This is a genomic window from Mesorhizobium sp. RCAM 05104 (assembly GCF_059683645.1).
Genome location: NZ_CM185033.1, coordinates 2342506 through 2367443, shown reverse-complemented (window position 1 = coordinate 2367443; position 24938 = coordinate 2342506). Strand labels below are relative to the sequence as shown.

At 61.7% G+C, this 24938-nt stretch carries 14 protein-coding genes, 13 pseudogenes and 1 riboswitch; of the genes and pseudogenes, 11 read left to right on the top strand and 16 right to left on the bottom strand.

Annotation, left to right across the window (positions count from 1 at the left end):
- The 11 genes and pseudogenes from thiS to AC56QP_RS11735 form a co-directional block, all read right to left on the bottom strand.
- Window positions 1-198 carry a sulfur carrier protein ThiS gene (gene thiS, locus AC56QP_RS11785; RefSeq protein ID WP_481829827.1) on the bottom strand — a complete coding sequence of 66 codons (198 nt, stop codon included), beginning with the start codon at window positions 196-198 and terminating at the stop codon, window positions 1-3.
- Window positions 167-1168: a glycine oxidase ThiO gene (thiO, locus tag AC56QP_RS11780; protein ID WP_489859590.1), complete on the bottom strand. Its 1002-nt coding sequence runs from the start codon at window positions 1166-1168 to the stop codon at window positions 167-169. The genes thiS and thiO overlap by 32 nt, the downstream gene beginning before the upstream one ends.
- Window positions 1165-3000: a phosphomethylpyrimidine synthase ThiC gene (gene thiC, locus AC56QP_RS11775; protein WP_489859591.1), complete on the bottom strand. Its 1836-nt coding sequence runs from the start codon at window positions 2998-3000 to the stop codon at window positions 1165-1167. The genes thiO and thiC overlap by 4 nt, the downstream gene beginning before the upstream one ends.
- Window positions 3001-3102: 102 nt before the next feature.
- A riboswitch (TPP riboswitch) is annotated at window positions 3103-3219 on the bottom strand.
- 522 nt (window positions 3220-3741) lie between these two features.
- Window positions 3742-4696, bottom strand: a pseudogene (locus tag AC56QP_RS11770) (radical SAM protein); the annotation flags it as partial.
- Between the two features lie 17 nt (window positions 4697-4713).
- Window positions 4714-5058 (bottom strand): annotated as a pseudogene (locus tag AC56QP_RS11765) (glutamine synthetase beta-grasp domain-containing protein); the annotation flags it as partial.
- Between the two features lie 112 nt (window positions 5059-5170).
- The gene (gene gltB / locus AC56QP_RS11760; RefSeq protein ID WP_489863619.1) at window positions 5171-9838 is read right to left on the bottom strand and encodes a glutamate synthase large subunit; all 4668 of its coding nucleotides are present in this window, start codon (window positions 9836-9838) and stop codon (window positions 5171-5173) included.
- A 257-nt stretch (window positions 9839-10095) separates the two neighbouring features.
- Window positions 10096-10317 (bottom strand): IS66 family insertion sequence element accessory protein TnpB, encoded by a 222-nt coding sequence (gene tnpB / locus AC56QP_RS11755; protein ID WP_497104011.1) that lies wholly within the window; start codon window positions 10315-10317, stop codon window positions 10096-10098.
- A gap of 153 nt (window positions 10318-10470) precedes the next feature.
- Complete coding sequence (locus tag AC56QP_RS11750; RefSeq protein ID WP_489859592.1) at window positions 10471-10719, bottom strand: tyrosine-type recombinase/integrase; 249 nt, start codon at window positions 10717-10719, stop codon at window positions 10471-10473.
- Between the two features lie 58 nt (window positions 10720-10777).
- A complete protein-coding gene (locus AC56QP_RS11745; RefSeq protein ID WP_489859593.1) occupies window positions 10778-11470 on the bottom strand; it encodes a tyrosine-type recombinase/integrase in 693 nt (230 codons plus the stop codon).
- A gap of 875 nt (window positions 11471-12345) precedes the next feature.
- Window positions 12346-13560, bottom strand: coding sequence for an MFS transporter (locus tag AC56QP_RS11740; protein ID WP_489859594.1), 1215 nt, complete (start codon window positions 13558-13560; stop codon window positions 12346-12348).
- A 46-nt stretch (window positions 13561-13606) separates the two neighbouring features.
- Entirely contained in the window at window positions 13607-13756 is a 150-nt protein-coding gene (locus AC56QP_RS11735) for an RNA polymerase factor sigma-54 (RefSeq protein WP_489859595.1), read from the bottom strand.
- A gap of 432 nt (window positions 13757-14188) precedes the next feature.
- Here AC56QP_RS11735 and AC56QP_RS11730 point away from each other — a divergent pair.
- From AC56QP_RS11730 to AC56QP_RS11700, 7 genes and pseudogenes are all read left to right on the top strand, one after another.
- Window positions 14189-14433 (top strand): annotated as a pseudogene (locus AC56QP_RS11730) (AAA family ATPase); the annotation flags it as partial.
- A 53-nt stretch (window positions 14434-14486) separates the two neighbouring features.
- Entirely contained in the window at window positions 14487-15911 is a 1425-nt protein-coding gene (locus tag AC56QP_RS11725; protein ID WP_489859596.1) for an ATP-binding protein, read from the top strand.
- A 413-nt stretch (window positions 15912-16324) separates the two neighbouring features.
- Window positions 16325-16451: pseudogene (locus AC56QP_RS11720) on the top strand (AAA family ATPase); the annotation flags it as partial.
- An 18-nt stretch (window positions 16452-16469) separates the two neighbouring features.
- A pseudogene (locus AC56QP_RS11715) lies at window positions 16470-16625 on the top strand (AAA family ATPase); the annotation flags it as partial.
- 174 nt (window positions 16626-16799) lie between these two features.
- A pseudogene (locus tag AC56QP_RS11710) lies at window positions 16800-16922 on the top strand (IS5/IS1182 family transposase); the annotation flags it as partial.
- Between the two features lie 51 nt (window positions 16923-16973).
- Window positions 16974-18383: a type I glutamate--ammonia ligase gene (gene glnA / locus AC56QP_RS11705; protein WP_489863620.1), complete on the top strand. Its 1410-nt coding sequence runs from the start codon at window positions 16974-16976 to the stop codon at window positions 18381-18383.
- Between the two features lie 90 nt (window positions 18384-18473).
- Window positions 18474-18977, top strand: a pseudogene (locus AC56QP_RS11700) (transposase); the annotation flags it as partial.
- Between the two features lie 54 nt (window positions 18978-19031).
- Here AC56QP_RS11700 and AC56QP_RS11695 read toward each other — a convergent pair.
- Window positions 19032-19172, bottom strand: a pseudogene (locus AC56QP_RS11695) (IS91 family transposase); the annotation flags it as partial.
- Window positions 19173-19235: 63 nt separating this feature from the next.
- Between AC56QP_RS11695 and AC56QP_RS11690 the strand changes: the two are divergent.
- Window positions 19236-20360: pseudogene (locus AC56QP_RS11690) on the top strand (IS3 family transposase).
- Between the two features lie 73 nt (window positions 20361-20433).
- Here the strand turns inward: AC56QP_RS11690 and AC56QP_RS11685 are convergent.
- Window positions 20434-20553: pseudogene (locus AC56QP_RS11685) on the bottom strand (tyrosine-type recombinase/integrase); the annotation flags it as partial.
- A gap of 8 nt (window positions 20554-20561) precedes the next feature.
- Between AC56QP_RS11685 and AC56QP_RS11680 the strand changes: the two are divergent.
- A pseudogene (locus AC56QP_RS11680) lies at window positions 20562-20930 on the top strand (RES family NAD+ phosphorylase); the annotation flags it as partial.
- Window positions 20931-20969: 39 nt separating this feature from the next.
- On the opposite strand, the pseudogene AC56QP_RS11675 reads toward AC56QP_RS11680, so the two are convergent.
- From AC56QP_RS11675 to AC56QP_RS11665, 3 genes and pseudogenes are all read right to left on the bottom strand, one after another.
- Window positions 20970-21987: pseudogene (locus AC56QP_RS11675) on the bottom strand (LLM class flavin-dependent oxidoreductase).
- 119 nt (window positions 21988-22106) lie between these two features.
- Window positions 22107-23130: pseudogene (locus tag AC56QP_RS11670) on the bottom strand (tyrosine-type recombinase/integrase).
- A gap of 55 nt (window positions 23131-23185) precedes the next feature.
- Window positions 23186-23923, bottom strand: a complete 738-nt coding sequence (locus AC56QP_RS11665) for a hypothetical protein (protein ID WP_489859597.1) — start codon at window positions 23921-23923, stop codon at window positions 23186-23188.
- 82 nt (window positions 23924-24005) lie between these two features.
- Between AC56QP_RS11665 and AC56QP_RS11660 the strand changes: the two genes are divergently transcribed.
- Both AC56QP_RS11660 and AC56QP_RS11655 read left to right on the top strand, forming a co-directional pair.
- Window positions 24006-24368: a type II toxin-antitoxin system RelE/ParE family toxin gene (locus AC56QP_RS11660; protein ID WP_489859598.1), complete on the top strand. Its 363-nt coding sequence runs from the start codon at window positions 24006-24008 to the stop codon at window positions 24366-24368.
- Window positions 24355-24678, top strand: coding sequence for a helix-turn-helix domain-containing protein (locus AC56QP_RS11655; protein WP_135909714.1), 324 nt, complete (start codon window positions 24355-24357; stop codon window positions 24676-24678). Before AC56QP_RS11660 ends, AC56QP_RS11655 begins: the two co-directional genes overlap by 14 nt.
- The last annotated feature ends 260 nt before the right edge of the window (window positions 24679-24938 follow it).

Below are 24938 nucleotides of genomic sequence, written 5' to 3'. Positions count from 1 at the left end.
CTAGCCTCCCTGCATGGGTGAGAGGATTTCGATCCGGTCGCCGTCGCTCAACTGGAATTCCGCGCGGTTGGCTTTGTGCACGAGATCGTTGTTGACGGCCGTTGCCAGCCAATCGCCCTCATAGTCGAGCGCGGCAAGCAGCTCGGCCAGTGTGGTGGCGGCAACCTCATGCACTTCGCCGTTGACCATCAGTTTCATCCGCAAGCTCCTTGGTTCTGTCTTGGCTAAAAACCAGGTCGGCAGCCTGGCGCGCCATGGCGGGGGCGAGAAGAAAACCATGGCGATAGAGCCCGTTGATCGCGACGGTGCTTCCACATGCCTCGACACGCGGCAGATTGTCGGGAAAGGCCGGACGGACGCCGGCGCCGGTCTCAATGATGCCAGCCTCGCCGAAGGCCGGATGGAGAGCATAGGCCGCGCCCAAAAGCTCCATCATCGAACGCGCCGTGACCGGTCCTGTGGACTGGCTTTCGATCATCGTCGCGCCAACCATGAAACGGTGATCGGTACGCGGCACCACGTAGAGCGGAAAGCGCGGATGAAGCAGCCGGACCGGGCGTGACAGCGAAATGTCCGGCGTGCGCAGGATCAGCATCTCGCCGCGAACGCCGCGCAGGCCGTCGTCTTCTGCCGCCATCCCCGTGCAGTCGATCCGGCGATCGAAACCGGAAATGTGCCGGGCATCGGCGCCGAAGCGGAATTCGACACCCATCGCCGACAGTCTGTGATGAAGTGCCGCCATCGCCAGGCGCGGGTCGAGATGGGCTTCGTCTGGGAAAAGCAATCCGCGGCGGAAGCGGCCGGCAAGGTCGGGCTCCAGAAGGGCGATTTCATTTTCATCGAGACGCCGATGGCCCGACGTGCGGCTGGCAAATCGGTCGAGCTCGCCCGCATCGCGCGGCGCGGCCAAGACCAGTGTTCCAGCCCGCGTCACCTGGCCGGGCGTTGCCGCATCCCACCAATCAGCGGCATCGCGTCCGAGGTCGAGCACCGGCTGCTCGGCGCTTTCACGCTCGCACCATGGCGCCAGCATGCCGCCGGCGAACCACGACGCATTGCCGCCGAGGGCATGTCTTGTCTCGGCAACTGTCACCGCCGCGCCGCGTGTGGCGAACTCGAAGGCGGCCGTGAGGCCGGCGACGCCGGCCCCTTTGACCAAGACCTTCATGACGGTTCCGGCGCCTCTGGCATGAGCGGTGCGCCGGTCTCGTCAGCAGGTATGTAGAGATCGCCACCCTCGCGGTATTTTGCCGCCATCGCCGCCATGCCCTCCTTCTGTGCCTCGGCGCGGATGTCGTGCGAGATACGCATGGAGCAGAATTTCGGCCCGCACATCGAGCAGAAATGTGCCAGCTTGTGCGCCTCTTTGGGCAAGGTCTGGTCGTGGAAGGAGCGCGCGGTTTCGGGGTCGAGCGACAGGTTGAACTGGTCCTCCCAGCGGAACTCGAAGCGCGCGCGGGAAAGGGCATCATCCCTGACTTTCGCTGCCGGATGGCCCTTCGCCAGGTCGGCGGCATGGGCGGCGATCTTGTAGGTGATCACGCCAATCTTGACGTCGTTGCGATCGGGAAGGCCGAGATGCTCCTTCGGCGTGACGTAACAGAGCATGGCCGTGCCGAACCAGCCGATCATGGCAGCACCAATGCCTGAGGTGATGTGATCGTAGCCCGGCGCGATGTCCGTCGTCAGCGGTCCAAGCGTATAGAACGGCGCTTCGCCGCAGACGGCGAGCTGCTTGTCCATGTTCTGCTTGATCTTGTGCATCGGCACGTGGCCGGGCCCCTCGATCATCACCTGGCAATCTTTCGCCCAGGCGATCTGGGTCAGCTCGCCGAGCGTTTCCAGCTCGGCGAATTGCGCCGCGTCGTTAGCATCGGCAATCGAGCCGGGACGAAGGCCGTCGCCGAGTGAGAAGGACACATCATAGGCGCGGCAGATGTCGCAGATCTCCGCGAAATGCTCGTAGAGGAAGCTTTCCCGGTGATGGTGCAGGCACCATTTGGCCATGATCGACCCGCCGCGTGAGACGATGCCCGTGACCCGGTCAACGGTCAGCGGGATGTAGTGCAGCCGCACGCCGGCATGGATGGTGAAATAGTCGACGCCCTGTTCGGCCTGTTCGATCAGCGTGTCGCGGTAGACCTCCCAGGTCAGGTCCTCGGCGATGCCGCCGACCTTCTCGAGCGCCTGGTAAAGCGGCACCGTGCCGATCGGCACTGGCGCATTGCGCACGATCCAGTCCCGGATGTTGTGGATGTTGCGGCCTGTCGACAGATCCATCACCGTATCGGCGCCCCAGCGGATCGCCCAGACCATTTTCTCGACTTCCTCCGCCATCGAGGAGGTGACCGCCGAGTTACCGATATTGGCATTGATCTTCACCAGGAAATTGCGACCGATGATCATCGGCTCGCTCTCGGGATGATTGATGTTGGCAGGAATGATCGCGCGTCCGCGCGCTACCTCCTCGCGCACGAATTCGGGCGTGACGAAGTCGGGGATCGCGGCGCCGAAGGCCTCGCCGTCGCGCTCAAGTTTGCCACGCAGGATTTCGCGGCCGAGGTTCTCGCGGATGGCGACGAACTCCATTTCGGGCGTGATGATGCCGGCGCGCGCATAGGCAAGCTGTGTCACCGCCTTGCCGGCCTTGGCCCTGAGCGGCCGGTTGCGGACCGGAAATTCCGGTGTCAGGCGCTCGCCAGCGACAAATCCGTTGTCTTCCGGCCGCACGTGGCGACCGTCATAGGCTTCGACATCGCCGCGCGCCGTAATCCATTCATGGCGAAGCCGGGCGAGGCCTTTTTCGATACTGGTTTCGACGGTCGGGTCGGTATAGGGGCCGGACGGATCGTAGACGGTGACGGGCGGTTCGCCCGCCGTCGGATGGACGGAGATTTCGCGCATCGGCACCTTGATGTGCGGATGGAGGACGCCGGATTTGTGGATCTTGCGTGAGGCGGGCAGTGGTCCCGTCGACACGGCGGGGGTGAGGGCATTCATCTTGAGGCTCCTTTGCTCGTGCATTGGAGACCCAGTTCTGTGCCGGAAGGATGAAAAGACGCTTTGGCCGCCTGTTCGAAACAGGACTTCGGGCGTGACTCCCGCAAAGCGCTTGCACCGTCCCTACGCCAGTATGAACTGGATCAGGTTCAACGGGTCACTGCGCCGCGAAAGCCAGCAGTATCTCAGCCCCTTGCCGGGACTCCCCTGGTGAATGCTTGGAATTGAACGGGCCGGCGCTGCTTTGTCAAGCGCATTCGGCTCGCGGCGCTGATCGGCGGCCCATCAAACCGGGCAGAAAGCTCGCGCATGCGTCAGCGACAATCACGCCCCGGAAACCTGGACAGGGATACGGGGATCGCCAAACCTTCGGGGCTTAAAGATCGATCCTTATGATGGTCTCGCCTTCAATCGGCACTAAACGTTTGCGCGTAGATCGCCTCGATCCGACCTGCCGTCGTCATTGGTCAGCGGCGAATTCATTTTCGTGGGCGCGGTTCGACAGATGACCACCAGTGAAGGAAACGGAAGGGCAGACTGGCCAGCCGCGGCATGTCGATAAGGACAGCCACCTGTTGCCGAATCGAGCTGCAGAAAGGCGGTTTCTTCGGCAGGGTCCGTTCGAAAGGATTGCGACCACCACGCTGCCACGGAACGGTCGTCGAGAACATCGCCAAGCTACCCAAGCCGTTAGCGACGAGCGGTAATCCCTTTGGCCTCCGCTCATGCCGATGGCTGTGCTTACGGGGCAACCCGGTCGAGAAATGCATCGAATGCGGCAGCAACAGCGCGAATCACAAAGCGATGCTCCTGCCGCACGCGAATGAAACCCTTTTCGATGTCCACTATCCCGTCCTCGGCCAGCATCGCCAAGCCTTCAGCTGAATCGAGAAAACGGATCGGATCAGATCCGTGACCGGCACAGATTGCCGGCACATCCGCCTCGAGATCGCACATCAGTCTCTCGATGATTGCGGCTCGCACGCGGTCTTCGTCGGTGAGACGGTAGCCCTTTGACGTCGCCAGACGGCCAGCTGCGATGTGCCGGGTGTAAGAATCCCGTGTAACCTCGTTCTGGACGTACCCTTCGCCGACGCGGCCGATAGCCGACGCGCCGAAACCGATCAGGGTTTTGCAGGTGTCGGCCGAGTAACCCAGGAGTTGCGCCGCAGGCGACCGGTTTTCTGCGCCAGTGTAAGCTCATCGTCCGGCAAGGTGAAATGGTCGAGCCCGATCTCTCGGTAGCCGGCGACAACCAGCGTCTCGGCCACGGCCGCAGCCTGTTCGGCGCGGGCAGCGCTGTCCGGCAGTGCTGTCTCCTCGATCTGGCGCTGATTATTTATGAGCGACGGAATGTGCGAATAGCCGAACACCGCAAGCCGGTTGGGGCGCATGGCGACCGCCGCCGTCGCGGTCTGGACGCAGGACTGCACCGTCTGATGCGGGAGACCGAAGATCAGGTCGAAATTGATGCGGCTTACTCCATGCCGGCGCAGCCTTCGACGGCAGCCGCCATTTGCGTCTCACTCTGCACCCGGTTGACCGCTTTTTGAACAACGGGATCGAAGCTCTGCACGCCGAGGCTTGCGCGGTTCACGCCGGCTGCTCCCCAGGCTTCGGCCATCTCGGCCGTGAAGGTGCGCGGATCAATCTCGACCGCAACCGCAGCCGTTTCCCTGAGCGCGAAGCGGTCGCGCGGGACAGTTAGCGTCAGGCCTCGGCCCTCTTCGCGATGCGGCGCAAATCTCGGTTGTATGGCTCGCCCGTCTCCGGCTCGAGAATGTCGCAGTTGATCGTCAGGGTGGACGCCGAGGTGAACGGGTCCATCTGGGCGGTCGTCGGATCGGGCATAAGGGTCATGTCGGACTCGTTGATCGCCTTCCAGCCGGCAATGGACGAGCCGTCAAACATAATGCCGTCAGCAAACGTGTTCTGGTCGGCTGTCGAGGCGTCGACAGTGATATGATGCAACTTGCCGCGCGGGTCGGTGAAACGGAAGTCGAGGTATTGGACGTCGTCATCTTTGATAAACTTAAGCACTGTCTTGGCGGTCTGCATTATGTCTGGCCTCTTCTGCCTGTTAAGATTGCCCTCTGCACTGAGGCCAGGATTGGTGAAGGTGAGCTTAGATCCCGTCCGATCGGAGTAACGGCGCTTTTTGTGGATGTGATCATGGAACGTTTTCTCCACCGCCCATTTTCATGCGCTCCGTATCCTCGAGCGCGCGGCGGTACTCGACCGGCATCACCTTGCGGAACTTCGGCCGGTAGTCCGCCCAGTGATCGAGGATCTCCTTGGCGCGGGCCGAACCGGCGTAGTGCAGATGGCTCGAGATGAGTCGGTAGAGCCGCTCCTCGTCATGCCGCGTCATGTCGCCCGAGACGTCGACCATGCCTTCGTGCATGAGGTCGCCGCCGTGGTGATGCAGCTTCTCCAGCATGTCGTCCTCCTCCAGCACCGGCTGCAGCTCGACCATGGCCATATTGCAGCGCCGGGCGAAATCGCCCTCCTCGTCGAGCACATAAGCGACACCGCCCGACATGCCGGCCGCGAAATTGCGGCCGGTGCCGCCGAGAACGACGACGACGCCTCCGGTCATATATTCGCAGCCGTGATCGCCGACGCCTTCGACGACCGCGATCGCTCCGGAGTTGCGCACCGCGAAGCGTTCGCCGGCGACGCCGTTGAAGTAGCACTCGCCGGAAATCGCACCGTAAAGCACGGTGTTGCCGACGATGATCGACTGATGCGGCACGATCCGCGCGTTCTCCGGCGGCCGCACGATGATGCGTCCACCCGAGAGCCCCTTGCCGACATAGTCGTTCCCGTCACCGACTAGGTCGAAAGTGATGCCGCGGGCGAGAAACGCGCCGAAGGACTGGCCCGCCGTGCCCTTGATGGTCACGTGGATCGTATCGTCCTTCAGCCCTTTATGGCCCCAGCGCTTGGCAAGTGCGCCCGAAAGCATCGCGCCGGCCGAGCGGTCGACGTTCTTGATTTCGGCCTCGAAGGCGACCGGCACCTTGGTCTCCAGCGCGAGCTTCGCCTTCTCGATCAGCCTGCGGTCGAGAATGTCGTCGATCGGATGGTTCTGGCGCTCCGTCCAATAGGTCGCTTCCTTCGGAGCCTCCTCCTTGTGGAAGATATTCGAGAAGTCGAGGCCCCTCGCCTTCCAGTGCTCGATCATTCCGTCGCGATCCAGCAGGTCCGAGGACCCGATGACGTCGTCAAGCTTTCTGGCTCCAAGCGATGCGAGGATTTCGCGCACTTCCTCCGCAACGAAGAAGAAGTAGTTGACGACATGCTCCGGCGTCCCCTTAAAACGCTTCCGGAGCATCGGATCCTGGGTAGCGACGCCGACAGAACAGGTGTTCAGGTGACACTTGCGCATCATGACGCAGCCGACCGCGATCAACGACGCGGTGGCGAAACCGAATTCGTCGGCGCCGAGCAGTGCCCCGATGACGACGTCGCGGCCGGTCTTCAAGCCGCCGTCGACCTGCAGAGCGATGCGAGAGCGCAGACCATTGCGCACCAGCCTCTGCTGCGTTTCGGCAAGGCCGATCTCCCAGGGGCTACCCGCATGCTTCACCGAGGTCAGCGGCGCAGCACCGGTGCCACCGTCGAAACCGGAAATCGTGATGTGATCGGCGCGCGCCTTGGCAACGCCGGCCGCAACCGTGCCGACTCCAAATTCGGAAACCAGCTTGACCGAGATGTCAGCCTCGGGATTGACGTTCTTCAGATCGTAAATCAGCTGCTCCAGATCCTCGATCGAATAGATGTCATGGTGCGGCGGCGGCGAGATCAGGTCTACGCCCGGAGTCGAGTGCCGAGTCTTGGCGACGGTCGCATCGACCTTGTGGCCCGGCAGATAGCCGCCTTCGCCGGGTTTTGCGCCCTGAGCCACCTTGATCTGCAGCACGTCGGCATTGACCAGATATTCGGTGGTGACGCCGAAGCGGCCCGAGGCGATCTGCTTGATCGCCGACCGCTCGGGGTTCGTCGAGCCGTCCGGCAGCGGCAGGTAGCGATCGCTCTCCTCGCCGCCTTCGCCAGTGTTCGACTTGCCGCCGATCCGGTTCATCGCGACTGCCAGCGTCGTGTGCGCCTCGCGGCTGATTGAGCCGAAGGACATCGCTCCCGTCGAGAAGCGCTTGACGATCTCCGATGCCGGCTCGACCTCCTCGACAGCGATCGGCTTGCGGCCGGCTGCCTCGGCGTCCTTGATCGTGAAGAGCCCGCGGATCGTGTTCATGCGGCTCGCCGACTCGTTCATCATCGCGGAGAACTCGCGATAGCGGTCCTCGGCATTGTCGCGCACCGCCTGCTGGAGCGAGGCGATGGCGGCCGGCGTCCAGGCGTGGCTTTCGCCGCGCATGCGGAAGGCGTATTCGCCACCGACGTCGAGCGTATTGGCGAGCACCGGATCGCTGCCGAAGGCGGCCTTGTGGCGAGAGACGGTTTCCGCCGCGAACTCCTCGAGGCCGATGCCTTCGATCGTCGTCGCCGTACCCAAGAAGTACTTGCCGACCAGCTCGGACGAAAGGCCGACGGCGTCGAAGATCTGCGCGCCGCAATAGGACTGATAGGTAGAGATGCCCATTTTGGACATGACCTTGAGGATACCTTGGCCGACCGCCTTGATGTAGTTGTGGAAGACTTCCTTCTCGTCGAGTTCCTTCGGAAACTCGCCGCGCTTGTGCATGTCGATGAGCGTGTCGAAGGCGAGATAGGGATTGATCGCCTCCGCACCGTAACCGGCGAGCAGGCAGAAATGATGGATCTCGCGCGGTTCGCCGGATTCGACGACGAGGCCGACCGACGTGCGCAATCCCTTGCAGAGCAGGTGGTGGTGCACGGCTGCGGTGGCGAGCAGCGCCGGGATCGCGACGCGGTCCGGGCCGATCTGCCGGTCCGAAAGCACGATGATGTTGTAGCCGCCCTTGACTGCCGCTTCCGCCCTTTCGCACAGACGGTCGAGCATCTCCGGCATGCCTTCGGCACCGCGGGTAATGTCATAGGTAAAATCGAGCGTCTTGGTGTCGAAGCGGTCTTCAGTGTGGCCGATCGAGCGGATCTTCTCGAGGTCGCCATTGGTAAGGATCGGCTGGCGGACCTCGAGCCGCTTCGCATGTGCCATGCCCTCGTGATCGAGGATGTTCGGGCGCGGACCGATGAAGGAGACGAGGCTCATCATCAGTTCCTCGCGGATCGGGTCGATCGGCGGGTTGGTGACCTGGGCGAAGTTCTGCTTGAAATAGGTGTACAGCAGCTTCGGCTTGTCGGACATCGCCGAGATCGGCGTGTCGGTGCCCATCGAGCCGATCGCCTCCTGACCGGTCGTCGCCATCGGCAACATCAGGAGCTTCGTATCTTCTTGCGTGTAGCCGAAGGCCTGCTGCCGGTCGATCAAGGAGACGTCGCGGTGCAGCAGTGCCCGGGGCCCGACCGGCTTCAGCTCTTCGAGGATCAGCTGGGTGTTGTCGAGCCATTGGCGATAGGGATGCTTGCCGGCAAGCGACGACTTCACTTCCTCGTCGGAAATGATGCGGCCCTCTTCCATATCGATCAGCAGCATCTTGCCGGGCTGCAAACGCCATTTCTTGACGATCTTGTCCTCGGCGACGGGCAACACGCCCGCCTCCGACGCCATGATGACGCGGTCGTCGCTGGTGACGATATAGCGCGCCGGGCGAAGGCCGTTGCGGTCGAGCGTGGCGCCGATCTGGCGGCCGTCGGTGAAGGCGACCGCCGCCGGCCCATCCCACGGCTCCATCAGCGCCGCGTGATATTCGTAGAAGGCCTTGCGCTCCTGCGCCATGAGCTGGTTGCCGGCCCAGGCCTCCGGAATGAGCATCATGACGGCATGCGAAAGCGAATAGCCGCCGCGCACGAGGAATTCGAGCGCATTGTCGAAACAGGCCGTGTCCGACTGGCCTTCATAGGAGATCGGCCAGAGCTTGGAAATGTCGTCGCCGAAGAGCGGCGAGGAAACGGACGCCTGTCGTGCCGCCATCCAGTTGACGTTGCCGCGCAGCGTGTTGATCTCGCCATTGTGGGCGACCATGCGGTAAGGATGCGCGAGCTTCCAGGACGGGAAGGTGTTGGTCGAGAAGCGCTGGTGTACGAGCGCAACCGCCGACTGGAAGCGTTCGTCGGCGAGGTCCTTGTAATAGGCCCCGACCTGATAGGCGAGGAACATGCCCTTGTAGACGATGGTGGTGGTCGACAGTGACACGATATAGAAACCGAGATCGCCGCCGGCTTCCGCATAGATGCGGTTGGAGATCACCTTGCGGAGCGTGAACAGCCGCCGTTCGAATTCATCTTTCGTGGCTGCCTCGCGGCCGGCACCGATGAACACCTGGACATGATGCGGCTCGGTCGCAGCGATGTCCGGCGCTTTGGAGAGCAACGAATTGTCGACCGGCACGTCACGGTAGCCGAGTAGAATCTGGCCTTCCTCGGCCACGACTTCGCTGATCACATCCTGGAAATGGGCGACAAGCTTCTCGTCGCGCGGCATGAAGAGATAGCCGACGGCATATTCGCCTGCCTTCGGCAAGGTAACGCCCTTCTTCGCCATCTCCTCGCGAAAAAAGAGGTCCGGGATCTGAACGAGAATGCCGGCGCCATCGCCCATCAGCGGATCGGCACCGACCGCGCCGCGGTGGGTCAGGTTTTTGAGCATGAAGAGGCCATCGCGCACGATCTGATGCGACTTCTCACCCTTGAGATGCGCGACGAAGCCGACCCCGCAGCCATCGTGTTCGTTTCGCGGATCGTAGAGCCCCCGCGCACCAACCTGGCCCCAATCGCGTGCCTCTGTGGCCATAATCGTCTTGGCATTGGTATCGGCAATTGGTGTTGTCATCGACCTTAGCCCCTCTTCTGCTTTGGATTCGCGTCGATGTCGACTTGGTATCACCTCCAGAAGGGCGGCCTTTTCGGCTAGCGCCACGACAATCGCCTTCAGCGCATCAACGTCGTCCGGAAGCTCTTCGGCAGCCATCGCCATGACTGGCATCACAGCATGTTCGCAGCCGTTTTCCCAACGCTTTCAAGGGCCTGATTCAACTTGCCACAGGCTCTTCAGCCTACCGATTGCGGCCGCCTCACCACCGCCGGCCGGACCTTCTTCCAGTCCAGCCCGTCAACCAGCGCCAAGAGCTGAGCGTGGTTCAGCTGAACACGCGAGGGCCCGATGCGTGGCCAGCAGAACTTCGTTTCCTCGAGCGTCTTGGCAAACAGGCATACCCCGGACCCGTCCCACCAGACCGCCTTGATTCTGTCCGCTCTTTTCGAGCGGAACACGTAAAGCGCGCCGTTGAACGGTTATGTGGCGCGCCACATAACCGTTCTTATGCGTCGGGCGGGCGATTATATATTTGACAGAAGATTATGTGGCGGAGCCGCCCTGACCGCTTTCGGGCCGGCCAAACCCAGCTTGCCTCCGCCACATAATATTCAGATGGAGTTCAGCAGTTGCAGAACGGAGTCTTTCGGTCGGAAACGCGCGCCGTGATCGCCGTTGACGCCGGCCTTCTCGAGTCCATTGCGCATCATCTCGACATCCGCTGCGGCATAGCGGTGGGTCGTGGCGACCTGTGCGTGCCCAAGCCAGGCTTGGATCGTCAAAAGGTCCACGCCAGACTGGAGAAGCTTCATGGCGAGGGAGGGCCGGAAGATGTGCGGCGATATGGGCTTGTCGGCCAAGGCTGGCCTGATAGGCACGGCCTCGGCCGCCGCACGATATGGGTCGCTCCGAAGCGAGTCAGGCGCTCGTTGCGGGCGCCGACGAATATCGGTCGCGGCTCGTGATGGTGATCCCGCGCTCGCCCAACAAGGTCGTCAGCGCTCGCGCCAGGTCCTTAGGAATGGGCACGACGCGGTCTCTGCGCCCCTTGCCGCGCAGCAGCACTTGCGGGTGAGAGCGCTCCAACTGAAGGTCATTTGCGTTGACGCCGGTGGCTTCCGAGACGCGGGCGCCGGTCCGTGCCAGGAAGAGCAGAAAGGCTCGGTCGCGCCGACCACGAGGCGTCTTTGGATCGGGCGCCGCGATGAGGGTATCCACTTCGGCCTTGGTGAGATGGTGCGTTACCTCGATGTGTGCCCGTTTAATGGGAATCGACAGCACGCGTTGGGCCACACCGAAGGACGCCGGGTCGGCGGCAGCGACGTGGTGGAAAAAAGACCGGATCGCGGCCAAGCGGGCGTTGCGCGTGGCGACGCAATTGTTGCGCTTCTCCTCGAGTTCGTCGAGAAAAGCGAGAACGAGGTCTCGATCGAGATCTTCGAGCGCCAACCCCGCCGGCTTCTTATGCAACCGGTCGGCGGCAAAGAGGATCAGCATGCGCAAGGCGTCGCGATAGCTGGGCCACGGTCGCGGGAGCGCATTGCGTTGCTTCGTCAGGCGCCGGCGGAAATAGGACTCCAGGAGCGGCGCCAGGAGCAGGTGTTCGCTCATGCTGCGCCTCCATCGAGGGCGGCACGCTCAGCCGCGATAGCGAGGAGCTCCGCGGAGCCCGTGAGGTAGTAGGCCGTGTCGCTGTAACTAACGTGGCCGTGATATGTGGCAAGCAAAGTGCGCAAGTGCTTGCCAAAGCCGTCGCTGCCCTTTGACCGTACCGGGTCGTTAGCTTGGTTGGAGCTTTCGGATGAGCCACTTTTCCGACCGTACCTGGCATTCGTTCCCTTCTTTTGGCGGGAGTCTTTCAATATGATTTTGAGTTTGTTACATCGCTCTCGAAGAGGGCTACTCGAAGGAGCTGACGGTGAGCTGACGCGCTGTAAGCTCGTTCCGGCGGCGCGATGCACACTCTGCGTGCGCTTTTGCTCTCAGGGCCGTCGAATTCGCGCGCCTACGGCACTCGCGCAGTGCATCGCGGATCGGAATTAACTTTCGGATCATGCGGGCGTGCTGTCGGGAATGCCGCCCTCTCGACTGTTGCGCGCGATGATGATGGCGGGCGCAACCGTCGACCTACTGCCGGCCCGGCTTTTCGAGACAAGAACCGCGCGTATTTTCGAGACAAGAACCGCGCGTATTCACCCATCAGCTGGCAAACGCGATCCGCGCTCGGCCGGGCTGCGCAACCTGACCAACTCCGCCCGGCCGAACGCTGATCGCTCCCTGTAGTCTCGGACGGTGAAGGCCGGCGAGGCGCGCCGGCGCTGGTCCATGCCTGGTCGGGCCAACGCGGAAAGGGCAGTAGCGGCGATCCAGGGCGGCCTATCCGATAGCGAGACGAAGGCCTGGATCGAAAAAGTATCGTGGGCAGGACCGCGTCGCGCGGCTGGTGCGATTGCACCCCAGCGCTGAGCTTCTCTCCCATCAGGAGGTTAGGTTGCGCGTTTCGGGCCGAATAAGAACACTGTGAGGGCCGCAAGCAATGTGGCAATCGCGGTGTAGGCAAAGACACTGGTGACGCCGGCATTATTCACAAGCAGCCCGCCAAAAATCGTGCCGGCTGCGATGGCTACCTGGAACGTTGAGGCCGTCAGCACACCGGCGCTTTCGGCCTGCTCGGGAACGGCACGCAGCACTATCCAAGTCTGCAACCCCACCGGCACCGCACCGAAGGCAAAGCCCCATACGGAAACCGCAATCGCCGAGGCAAAGGTCGATGCTCCAAACTTCAGCAACGAGATAGCGGCTATCGCCATAAGCAGGGATGGCAGGGCCGCGACTGCCTTGAGACTGTGTTTGGCCAGGAATGCTCCGGCTAAACTGCCGAAGAAGCCGCTTATGCCAGAAACGAGGAACAGTATGGAGATCCCATTGGTATCGAGCTTGGGAGTCGTCTCGAGGAAGGTCCGGATATAGCTGAAGCTGGCGAAGTGCCCAGAAGCGACCAGCAGTACGACCAAAAGTGCGACCTTGATGGCCGGATTTTTGGCCACATCCAGCAGACTGCGGAATCCAGCCATTTCAACGGGAGGCAGCCTCGGCACCGTTAAAAGTAGCACCAGCAGTGTAACGGCATTGAGGACCGCGGTCAGCATGAAGGGCGCTCGCCATCCCCAGGTGGCGCCGACATAGACGCCGATTGAAGGCGCGCATACGAGAGCGACCGAAACGCCGCCGAGGATGATTGACATGGCGCGCGACAGAAGGTGATCTGGAACGAGCCGTATCGCCAGTGATGCCGAAATCGACCAGAAGCCTCCGAGCGCAATGCCGAGCAAGACGCGTGCTGCCAGGCAAACCGGCAGCGACTCGACTGCCATCAGAAGGTTGGACAGGATCTGAAGCAGCATCATCGCCCACAGGACGGTCCTGCGGTCCAGGCGCTTTGTGACGATGGCTATCGTTGGCGCCGAGATGGCCGCAGCAACCGCCGTCGCTGTCATCGCCTGTCCAGCCTCACCCGGCGAGACACCGAGATCATGCGCGAGCGGCGTCAGCACGCTGGCAGGCAGACACTCTGCCGCCACCAGCCCGAAGGTGCCCAAGGCAAGCGAAATGACCGCACCCCATACGGGTCGAGACCGCCCATCCGGCTTTTCTGGGCCGTGCAGAACAGCCTTCATGAAGCCAGTCGCGAATTCGGTCATGAATAAGCCCCGCCAGTTTGGGTGCGCTGCAACAGGGGTTGCTGCGTTAAGCCGCGTTAAAGACAGAAGGGCCGCCGTTGCGGCGGCGTTGCACGGAGGGAATGGCCATCGCTGCCCGACATGTTGTGATGGTCCGGCCTGCAATATCGGTGCCGGATTCTCCATACCGGACTAGGATGTCAGCGTCGGAAGGCACCCCTCAGGCCGTTCCATGCCGACTTCGCCGGTCCGTCTCGAACCAGCGATGCGCAAAGCAGCTCCGAGCACGGACGTCTGATGTCCCGCGGCGGGAACGACGCAAGCCAGTCGCTATGCCCGCAGCCTTAGGCAGCCAAAAATCGACTCTGACTTAAAGGCCCAACTTCTGGTAGCGGCTCGAAGCTGACGCTTTGTGTCGGGCATTGTCGCGTCCGCTACACGGCTTGTTCCGAGAATTATTTATTGGCAGCGAGCACTTGTTAGAGCCCAAGCTAACTAGCTGAAAAGAAAAAGGAAGATCCCCGTTAGCTATGCATCGGAAAAGTTGGCACGAATCTTGAAACCCTTAGGTGCGAGGCGGCAAGAGCTGCCCATCGGCATTTATGTCGCGGGCAGCCGCGATGGATGGAACGAAGGAAGGAAATCTATAATGTCAGGTCTGCGTCAGATCGCCTTTTACGGCAAGGGCGGCATCGGCAAGTCCACCACCTCCCAAAATACGCTCGCCGCCCTTGTCGACCTCGGGCAGAGGATCCTCATCGTCGGCTGCGATCCGAAAGCCGACTCCACCCGCCTGATCCTGAACGCGAAGGCGCAGGATACGTCCTGCACCTCGCAGCACAAGAAGGTTCGGTGGAAGATCTCGAACTCCAGGACGTGCTCAAGGCCGGCTACTTCCATGCATCCTGGGACTTGTTGTACAGCATGCTGTGAGGACACCTGATGCATTGTCGCGCAAATCGTCGCTCAATTATGAGCTCGCAAAGTATATCACCATGAGCGGTTTTCCCTTTACATGGCAGGAACTCCATGCCCATTTCAAAACCGATGATTTTACGGAGCTGACGAGCTCCAGCCGACGGTTTTATTTACATCTCCTGCCGGATCTTCAAACCATGATCGAAGAGCAGATCGCGCCTCTGTCTCCCAAGCTGGTCGGCGTCCACCAGCGCTGGGCGGACGAGCCGATGAAGCTGTCGGACCTGATCATTCGCCAGGAAGATGCAGTCTCGATAACACCCTTGCAATATCAGGACATCGACATTGGCGAAGAGGAGCCTTATGCGTCTCTGCACAACGGCCTGTGGTTGTTCCAGATCGGCGACGAGCCGGTTGCGGTTTTTCTGTCGCAGTTCACCGCCTCATACAATGGCATAACATACGTTCAAGCGGAAATCGCTTGTCTGCCCGGCGAGCAGGCATCCGACTTCTCGCGCGAATTTCTTCGCAAGATCCAGGAGGGCTGCGAGAATTCAAGATATTATCGCAACAAGGTCCTCTCTTTCGAAGAAGATGCAGGAACCTCTGGGATGCAGGGTACGATGCGGGTTCATAGCCTTCCTGCCGTATGCCGGAAGGACCTGGTGCTTTCCGAGGCAACTATGGCGCGTCTTGATGCCCACATCTTCGATTTCGATCGACACCGAGAAGGGCTGAAGCGTCTCGGCCAATCGACGCAAAAGGGTATTCTGCTTTACGGAGCTCCTGGGACAGGCAAGACGCACGTCATCCGTCATGTTTGTGCCAACCTGCCTGGCCGCACTACCGTTCTGGTCACGGCTGAGCAGACAATTGGGATTAGGTACTACATCGCGCTGGCCCGTACCTTGCAGCCGAGCATCGTCGTGCTGGAGGACGTCGATCTGGTGGGCCGGTCGCGAGAGGATGTTCATGGTCATAAGGCCGCATGCCTCCTCAACCGTCTGTTGAACGAGATGGACGGTCTTGAGTCAGGGACAGATATCTTTTTCTTCCTTACGACGAACCGGCCGGAGGACATTGAGGAAGCGCTCGCTTCGCGCCCGGGCCGCGTAGACGAAGCTATTGAAATTCCGCTCCCCGACGCTGGTTGCCGCGAGCAGCTGATAGCGCTCTATGGTGATGCTCTCACCTTCGAGAGCGGAGCGGTGGCCGATGCCGTCGCACGCTCAGACGGCAGCAGCGCGGTCTATGTCAAAGAGATGGTCCGTCGTCTGGCTCAAAGGAGCCTTGCGCGAGATGGCGCTGATTTTGTCTCGCGCGACGATGTGGAGGTGGTCTTCGGCGACTCCGGAGTATTGTCCAGCCGTCTCAACAGGCGCATCGTCGGCCTCATCGACAAGGCGTCAAGAAGAAAAAACGCCGAAGAAGATGACAGTGACTGCTGCGACTAAAGTTCTGCGGCCCGAGTGCGCCTTGTGCTGATTTTCGATGCTTCGCTCTAATCAGCGCAAGGCGCCAATGGGCGCCCCTCGGCCATGCCTGGTCGGCTCGATGCGAGGCCAGGAACGATGAGTGCCCGAATTCACCTGGCCGCTCACCTGCGGAGCGGTCCCGCACCGCTCCGATCCGCCGCAGTCAGGATCCGACACATTGTCGTCTTTGTCGGGTCCGTTACACACGGCTCGCTTAGCCGATCTCTTGTTGCCTCGGGCTAAGCCGCTGAAAAGCATTCACAAATCTTCTTCTCCGGCCAATCAGCCAAGTTGGCACGGGTCTTGAAACCCTTAGGTGCAAAGCGGCGAGAGCTGCCGACCGGTATTCATGTCGCGGGCAGACGCAAATGGCACAGAAGAAGGAAAGCTACATGTCACGTCTGCGTCAGATCGCGTTCTACGGCAAGGGGGGCATCGGCAAATCGACGACGTCCCAAAAATGCGCTCGCCGTCCTTGTCGACCTCGGGCAAAGGATCCTAATCGTCGGCTGCGACCCCTTGCAGCCGAGCATCGTCGTGCTGGAGGACGTCGATCTGGTGGGCCGGTCGCGAGAGGATGTTCATGGTCAAAAGGCCGAACGCCTCCTCAACCGTCTGTTGAACGAGATGGACGACGGTCTTGTGTCAGGGACAATTATCTTTTTATTGCTGACGACGAACCGGCCGGAGGACATTGAGGAAGCGCTCGCTTCGCGCCCGGGCCGCGTAGACGAAGCTATTGAAATTCCGCTCCCCGACGCTGGTTGCCGCGAGCAGCTGATAGCGCTCTATGGTGATGCTCTCACCTTCGAGAGCGGAGCGGTGGCCGAGCCGTCGCACGCTCAGACGGCAGCAGCGCGGTCTATGAGAACATTCGCTTGGCTCGGCAGATGCCGCAGACTGGCCAAGGACTTCGAAGGAACCATCGCGTCCGCCGAAGCCTGGGTCTTCATCGCCCACATCCGCCTGCTCGCGCGTCGCCTCGCAAAGGCACCAGTCGTTTTGATTCAGACGCTTAACAGGCAGAAGTGGCCAGACATAATGCAGACCGCCAAGACAGTGCTTAAGTTTATCAAAGATGACGACGTCCAATACCTCGACTTCCGTTTCACCGACCCGCGCGGCAAGTTGCATCATATCACTGTCGACGCCTCGACAGCCGACCAGAACACGTTTGCTGACGGCATTATGTTTGACGGCTCGTCCATTGCCGGCTGGAAGGCGATCAACGAGTCCGACATGACCCTTATGCCCGATCCGACGACCGCCCAGATGGACCCGTTCACCTCGGCGTCCACCCTGACGATCAACTGCGACATTCTCGAGCCGGAGACGGGCGAGCCATACAACCGAGATTCGCGCCGCATCGCGAAGAGGGCCGAGGCCTACCTGCAGTCCACGGGAATTGCCGATACGGTCTATGTCGGCCCCGAGTCCGAGTTCTTCGTGTTCGACTCCGTGGAGTTTACGTCTGACCCCTACGACACCAGCTTTAAGCTCACATCCTCCGAGCTGCCGGTCAACGGCTATACGCATCGTGAAGGCGGCAACCACGGTCACTGCATCCAGACCAAGGCCGGCTACCTTCCGGTTCCGCCGCTGGATTCCGGTCAGGACATGCGCAGTGAGATGCTGGCAACCATGAAGGCCATGGGCGTGATAGTCGAGAAGCATCACCACGAGGTGGCTCCCGCCCAGCACGAACTCGGTATAAAGTTCGACACCCTAGTTCGCAGCGCCGACGCGATCCAGATCCTTAAATATTGTGTTCTCAATGTCGCGAAGTCCTATGGAAAGACGGCGACCTTCATGCCTAAGCCGGTATTTAGCGAGAGCGGCTCGGGCATGCACGTGAACCAGTCGCTGTGGAAGGGCGGCAAGCCTCTCTTCGCCGGCGACAAGTATGCCAGCCTGTCCCAGGAATGCCTGTGGTACATCGGCGGCATCATCAAGCACGCCCGGGCACTCAACGCCTTCACCAACCCGACGACGAACTCCTATAAGCGTCTCGTCCCTGGCTACGAGGCTCCGGTTCTGCTGGCCTACTCAGTCCGTAATCGCTCTGCCTCCTGCCGCATTCCGTTGGCGACCTCGCCGGAGGCCACGCGAGTCGAGGTCCGCTTCCCTGATTCAGCCGCCAATCCTTACCTCGCCTTCGCGGCGGTCCTGATGGCCGGTCTCGATGGCATCCTGAACAAGATCGATCCCGGAGTACCGATGGATCAGGATCTCTACGAATTGCCGCAGTGCGAGCAGCAGAAGATCCAGACTGTCTGCGGTTCGCTGCGCGAAGCTCTTACCAGTCTTGACGAGGACCGCGCGTTCCTTAAGGCTGGCGGAAGCTTCGATGACGACTTGATCGATAGCTATATCAAGCTGAAGATGGAGGAGGTCACCTGCGTCGAGAGGACCCCGCAACCCATCGAGTTTAAGATGTACTACTCCGTCTAATGACCTTCACAAGAGCGGTGACCTGGAACGTTTGGCGCATCTAAAGCCGGAGCAGTTCGAGGGCGCCATCCGTCGGCAAGTACAGGCACCGTGCATGGGGTCAGCTCGCAAACGGACCGTCCTCGTCGAGGTTTTCAGCGAGGACGGCCTGCTGGACGATCGGACGATCTGAAGAAGGCGCTGTCGGAGCGGATTTTGAACGCGGAACTGGCGAATACCTCGAGGGCGAGCGCCGTGAGGTGGTTCTAGCAACTGTCGCAACGGGTCTTCGAGGAAGACCGTGCTGACCGGGACGTCGAAGATGACGCTAACTGGCCCGCGCGACCGGGCCGGCACCTTCGATCCGAAGCTGATCGCCAAGTATCAACGTCGCTTTCCGGATTTCGACGAAGATCATCTCGATGTATGCCCGCGGCTTGACGGCTCGCGAAATTCAGGGGCATCTGGAGGAGCTCTACGGCCTCGAGGTGTCACCGGACCTGACTTCGGCGGTCACCGATGCGGTGCCGGAGCAGGCCAGCGAATGGCAGAACCGGCCGCTCGAGCCCGTGCTATCCGCTCGTCTTCTTCGACGCCATCCGCGTAAAGATCAGGATACCGGCAACAGATCGACTTGACGATCGGCGAGCCAGCCATCGCGCGGCTCATGCCGCCGAGCACCGCCGTCCGGCACAGCTCGATGGCCGCCATGACGCGGCGCTCCCCCCGGCCGAGATGACCATCATGGATACGACGATAAGCGGGGCCATGGCGGCGGAAGATGTCCGCCACCTCCAGCGCCGGTCGCATAGAGCTGGCTCGGGAAATTTGAACAGCGCGGATAAGTGGAATTTCTGCCTGTGTTTGGCTTAGATGCCGGAAACAGGAGATTGCATGACGACCGCGCCGGAACCACAGCCCGGCTTTCAAGGCGAAGGACGCTGGTGGAACTGTCCCAGCAGTTCGACGTGCACGCCAATCAGATCAAGCAGTGGAAAGACCAGCTCATTGAGGGGCGACGGGCGTGTTCGGCGATGAAGCCAAAGCAGAGCCGGCGGTCCCCACAGTCGATGTCAAAACACTGCACGCCAAGATCGGCGAACTGACGTTGGAGAACGTTTTTTTGTCCCGTGCGCTCGGCAAAGCGGGATTGCTGGGCGGAAAGAAATGATCGACCGCGAGCACAAACTGTCGGTCGTGCGCCAGGCGAAGCTTCTCGGCTTCAGCCGTGGCAGCGTCTATTATTCTCCGCGGCCTGTGTCGGACGGCGATCTGGCTTTGATGCGCCGGATCGACGAACTGCATCTCGACTACCCGTTTGCCGGAAGCCGGATGTTGCAAGGGCTTTTGAAGGCAGAAGGGCTGCAAACCGGACGTCTTCACGTCGCCACGCTGATGAAGAAGATGGGCATCGAGGCGATTTGTCGTCGCCCGAACACCTCGAAACCGGCACCAGGTCACAAGGTCTATCCCTATCTCCTGCGCAAGCTGGCGATCACCACACCCAACCAGGTCTGGGCGATGGACCTGACCTACATTCCCATGGCGCGGGGCTTCGTCTATCTCTGCGCTGTCGTGGACTGGTTCAGCCGGAAGGTCTTATCGTGGCGGCTGTCGATCACCATGGAAGCGGCCTTCTGCATCGAGGCGGTCGAGGAAGCGCTTGCCCGCTATGGCAAGCCGGAGATCATCAACACCGACCTGGGGTCGCAGTTCACATCCGTCGACTTCACCGCCGTGCTGAAGAAGGCCGAGATCGACATCTCGATGGACGGCAAGGGCGCATGGCGGGACAATGTCTTCGTCGAGCGGCTCTGGCGTTCGATCAAATACGAGGAGGTCTATCTCCACGCCTACAAAACCGTGTCCGAGGACCGCGCTGGCATCGGCCGTTACCTGACCTTCTACAATAGCCGACGCCCACATTCATCCCTTGACCGGCAGACGCCGGATCAGGCTTACTTTAACACGCTGACGCCGATGATGGCGGCAGCATAATCGAGGCGGAAATCCACTTAGCGAAACGCCCTAAACTGTTCAGACAAACCGAGCCACCTCTCATGGCGCGATCTCAGGCCGGCGGCACGACCTCGAGGCGCAGCCGATCGAGCGGGCTCTCAGTCCGGGCGATCGTGGTTGTCGCCACCTGTGTGAAGCACGCCGTCGTCGACAGGTGGGTGTGCCCGAGCAGCCACGAGTAAGGAAGCCAACCAAGGTTTCGCGCATCGGATCGCCCCCTGCGTGCTGTGCTCTTACGAAGTCGATTGCGACGACGTTGCGGATCTGACGAGCGAAAAGGGGAGGGGAGAATCTTCTGCCACGCTCGCGGACATGGGCTGCGCCTGGGCGACCGCTCTCAGCGACGGAGAGCGCCCTGCATCCTGGTCCATCTATGGCCAACTGCGGCCTCAAGGCATTGCCGGTATTCTGGTTCCGAGTTTCGCGCCGGGCGCCGAAATGGAGGATCGCAACCTGGTGCTGTGGGACTGGGGTCCGGATCTTCCACACAAGGTGAACGTGTTCGATCCGAGCGGCCGGCTGCCGAAAGACCAGCTGTCCTGGCGGTGAAGCGCTCGCCGAAGGGCAGGGCGTCTTCGGCCGCACGCGTCAGCGCCAGCCCAAGGCCGGGCGATATGGGTCAGGATCGCCTCGATCACATGCGCATTGTAATCGACGCCGAGCTGGTTGGGGACGGTGAGCAGCAGCGTGTCGGCCTCAATGATGGCGTCGTCCTTCTTCAGTTCCTCGATGAGGACGTCTGGCTCGGCGGCATAGGTGCGGCCGAACACGGCGCGCGTGGCCGCTTCGATGTAGCCGAAATGATCCTCGCTCTCATTGCTGCCGAAATAGGCGCGGTCGCGATCGTCGACCAGCGCAAATATGCTACGGCTCACGGACACTCGCGGCTCACGTTCGTGACCGGCCGCCTTCCAAGCTGCACGAAAGGCGCGGATCTGCTCGGCCTGCTGGATGTGAAAGGGTTTTCCGCTCTCGTCGAACTTGAGTGTGGAGCTCTGCAGGTTCATGCCTAATTTCGCCGCCCATTCCGCGGTGGCGTTGGTGGCGGCGCCCCACCAGATCCTGTCGCGCAGACCCTCCGAGTGCGGCTCGACGCGAAGCGGGCCGGGAGGATTGGGAAACATCGGCCGCGGATTAGGCTGGGCAAAGCCTTTGCCGCGCAAGACTTCGAGCAGCACCTCCGTGTGTCGCCGGGCCATTTCGGCATCGCTCTCACCCTCTTGCGGGCGTAGCCGAAGTAGCGCCATCCGTCGATCACCTGCTCGGGCGAGCCGCGGCTGATACCCAACTGCAAACGCCCGCCGGCGATCAGGTCGGCAGCACCGGCGTTCTCGGCCATGTAGAGCGGGTTCTCGTAGCGCATGTCGATGACGGCCGTGCCGATCTCGATCCGCCCGGTCTTGGCGCCGATGGCCGCCAGCAGCGGAGACGGCGAGCCGAGCTGGCGGGCGAAGGGATGTACACGGAAATAAGCCCCGTCCGCGCCCAGTTCCTCGGCAGCGACGGCAAGCTCGATGGACTGCAGCAGAGCGCCGGAGGCGGACTGCGTCTGCGATTGCGGCGAGGGCGTCCAGTGTCCGAACGACAGAAAACCAATGTTCTTCATGAGAATGCCAGGTCAGAGTGAAAGGCGTTCGCGTAATCTAGTTATTGAACCGCTGGCGCGCCACGCCGGGTTCGCCATGAGATGTGCAAGAAGGGGAGGGGCGGGGGCATTTTTTGTACCTACAGCCCGCTCGCCTTGGTGAGGTTGGTCCGGAACCGATCGCGTCGGCGCTGATATTTGCGGGTCATCTCGGCCGAGGCATGGCCGAGCTGCTTCTGCACGTAACCCTCCTCGATGTCGGCCGAAGAGGCAAGGCCGGCGCGCAGCGAGTGTCCTGAGAACAGGAGCGCGCGCTCCCCTTCCGGAAGATCGGAGCGAACGCCGGCGGCGAGCGCGGTCTGCTTCACCAGGCGGGCGACATGCTTGTCGGAGAGCCGCTCGACGTCGACGGTCTTGTTGTCCTTGAAGATGCGCCGGAACAGGGGACCGCGAGCGATGCGGCCGAAACGGATCCAGCTCTCGAGCGCGGCGACCGGGCAGGTCTGGGCGGATGCGCCGAGGCCGACCTCGACCTGGCGCCAGCCGGTCTTGCCGCGCAGCGTCACCAGCACGCCCTTGTCGGCAAAAATCTCGATCCAGCCGGCGCCGTCACTCTTGTCGTCGCGCACGACGTCGAGGCCGACGATTTGCCGCAGCCCGCCGGCGAACCCGAGCAGTAGGATCGCCCGGTCGCGCAGGCCCCTGAGATCGTGGCCGAGCGTGTTGACCATCGCCTTGATGTCGTCGCCGAGCACGGCCTCTTTCTGCCGCGGCGGCTTGGCGTGCTTGCGGCGGATGCCGGCGAGCACTGTCGCGATGTGACGATCGGCGCGGTCGAGAGAAAAACCGCGCTGGGTAAAATTCCACCCCAATCCGGACAGGCGCCGCTCGATGGTGGCGACGGAAAGCGGTTTCACGCCGCGCTTGACGTCGCCGGCAGCACAGGCGCTGATATAAAGCCCGATCCGTTTGCGGCTCCGGCGGCAGCGGCTCAAAGCTGCTGCGGCGGCACCAGGACGAAAAATGCCGCCAATCCTTGGCGTAGGCGGTCTGTGTATTCTCCGAACTGGCGCGTCTGGCGTAGTCCCTGGCCGTTTCGACGAGGTTTTCCAGCCCGACCGGCAGGGGAGGGGACTTTTGCGGCTCGGCCGGCACGCGGCCCATATCAAGCACGAGATCGACGATGTCGGGCAGGTCGCCGTCGTCGTGGCCGGTTGCGTCACAAATCGGTGAGGTCATCGGGGAACCGTCCTCCACGTTTGTTGAATAGCCGCCATGTTTCCTGGCCATGCTGCGAAACGATGAGACGTCCTGTGCCGACCGCCGCCGCTTCGATCAACCCAAGACGCACAAGTGGGACCATCGTTCTTTCGGCGATCGGTCTGTCGTTATATCTTTTGCCGGACACAATGAGCTGCCATCCCGCAGTCCCGCGTTGCGTCACTGTCGGCACGAGATAGCCCTCGTCTTGGCGCGTGCCATCGCGGCCAAAGCTTGCCAGGCAAACGCTCCAGAAGGCGTTGCGCGGCCGCGGCGGAATGAGCGCCCAATCGAGCGGACCAGTTTCTGAATTCCGGCTTTGCGGCTGCCGATCCGGCCGGGAGCCGGCAGCGCCTTGTCGGTAGGCCCGTTCCAGGGCGCCGGCGATGGCGCCCGCGGTATCGACAGCCAGGCCATATTTTCGATTGTAGCGGTCCTTGGCGACGATGCCGCGGGCGATCTCGCGAAATTTTGCTTTGCGAAAGGGATCGGCTGAGACTTGGGATGCGCTCTTTGTCACAAACGGCATTTCCGGGTTGACGATTGCCGCAGTTGCGTTCGACGGCGCGGTTGGGCGATTGAAGAATGTGAGACCGATGATGCAGGCCACAATGTGAATCACGCGTGGTGGCGCCAGCTTGCCGCCAAACAACGAGGCTGTCCACCTGGCGACCGCACGGATTTCCAGGCCGGGCACGGGATTCTCGCGCCCTTAAGCGGACTCGGTCGAGGGCGACGATCGCTATTGAAAACCATAGCACCTGGTGCTATCTAAACCCATGAGACGACGGACGTTCAAGACGGCCTGGTTCGCCAAGGTGGCGCGCAAGGCGCGGATCAGCGACGCTGCCCTGTGCAAGGCGATCGAACAGGTGGCGGTGGGACAGGCGGATGATCTGGGCGGCGGCGTGTTCAAGAAGCGCCTGAACGACAACCGGCACCGCTCGATCATCCTGGCTGGTTTCGACCAGTTCTGGGTCTATGAATATCTGTTCGCCAAGCAGGACAGGGCCAACATCGATGACCATGAACTGGCGCAGTTCCGCAAGTTGGCCAAGGCCTATGCAGGTTTGACGGATCGGCAGATCGCCGAATTGCTTGGAGATGGAGACTTCGTGGAGATATGCCATGAGCAAGACTAGAACTTACAAGTCCGACGCCTTTGAGGCGATCCATAGCTCGGCGCGCGCGCTCTACAAGGTCGGGGCAATCGACAAGACGACGATGCGCAGCTTCGACGCGAGCTGCCTGACGGCGCCGGCGGCGATCGGGCCCGACGAGATCAAGGCGCTGCGCGAGAAGAACCATGTCAGCCAACCGGTGTTCGCGCGTTATCTCAACACGTCGGAATCGACGGTGCAAAAGTGGGAGACTGGCGCCAAGCGGCCGAGCGGGATGGCGTTGAAACTGCTGTCTGTGGTCAAGAAGCACGGGCTGGCGGCGCTCGGCTAAGTGGATTTCGGATACGTCCGATAAGGCAAGTTATCATTCGTTTTGGTGCGCCGACAGGCTGTGCGTTTTGGCGCGAAAATCATGGCACAAAGCGCACGAGCGCTTTACCCTCCAAAATCATGATTCGCCTCGATCCCGCGACCGCCAGCTCTTCTGCGGCGTGGGCGATCGCAAGCGCCGGCGCACCGAGCGACGGCGACGCCGCCTTCCGGGCCGGCGCCGCCCTGGGCGCGCTCGACACGCTGGCACGCGCGCAGCCT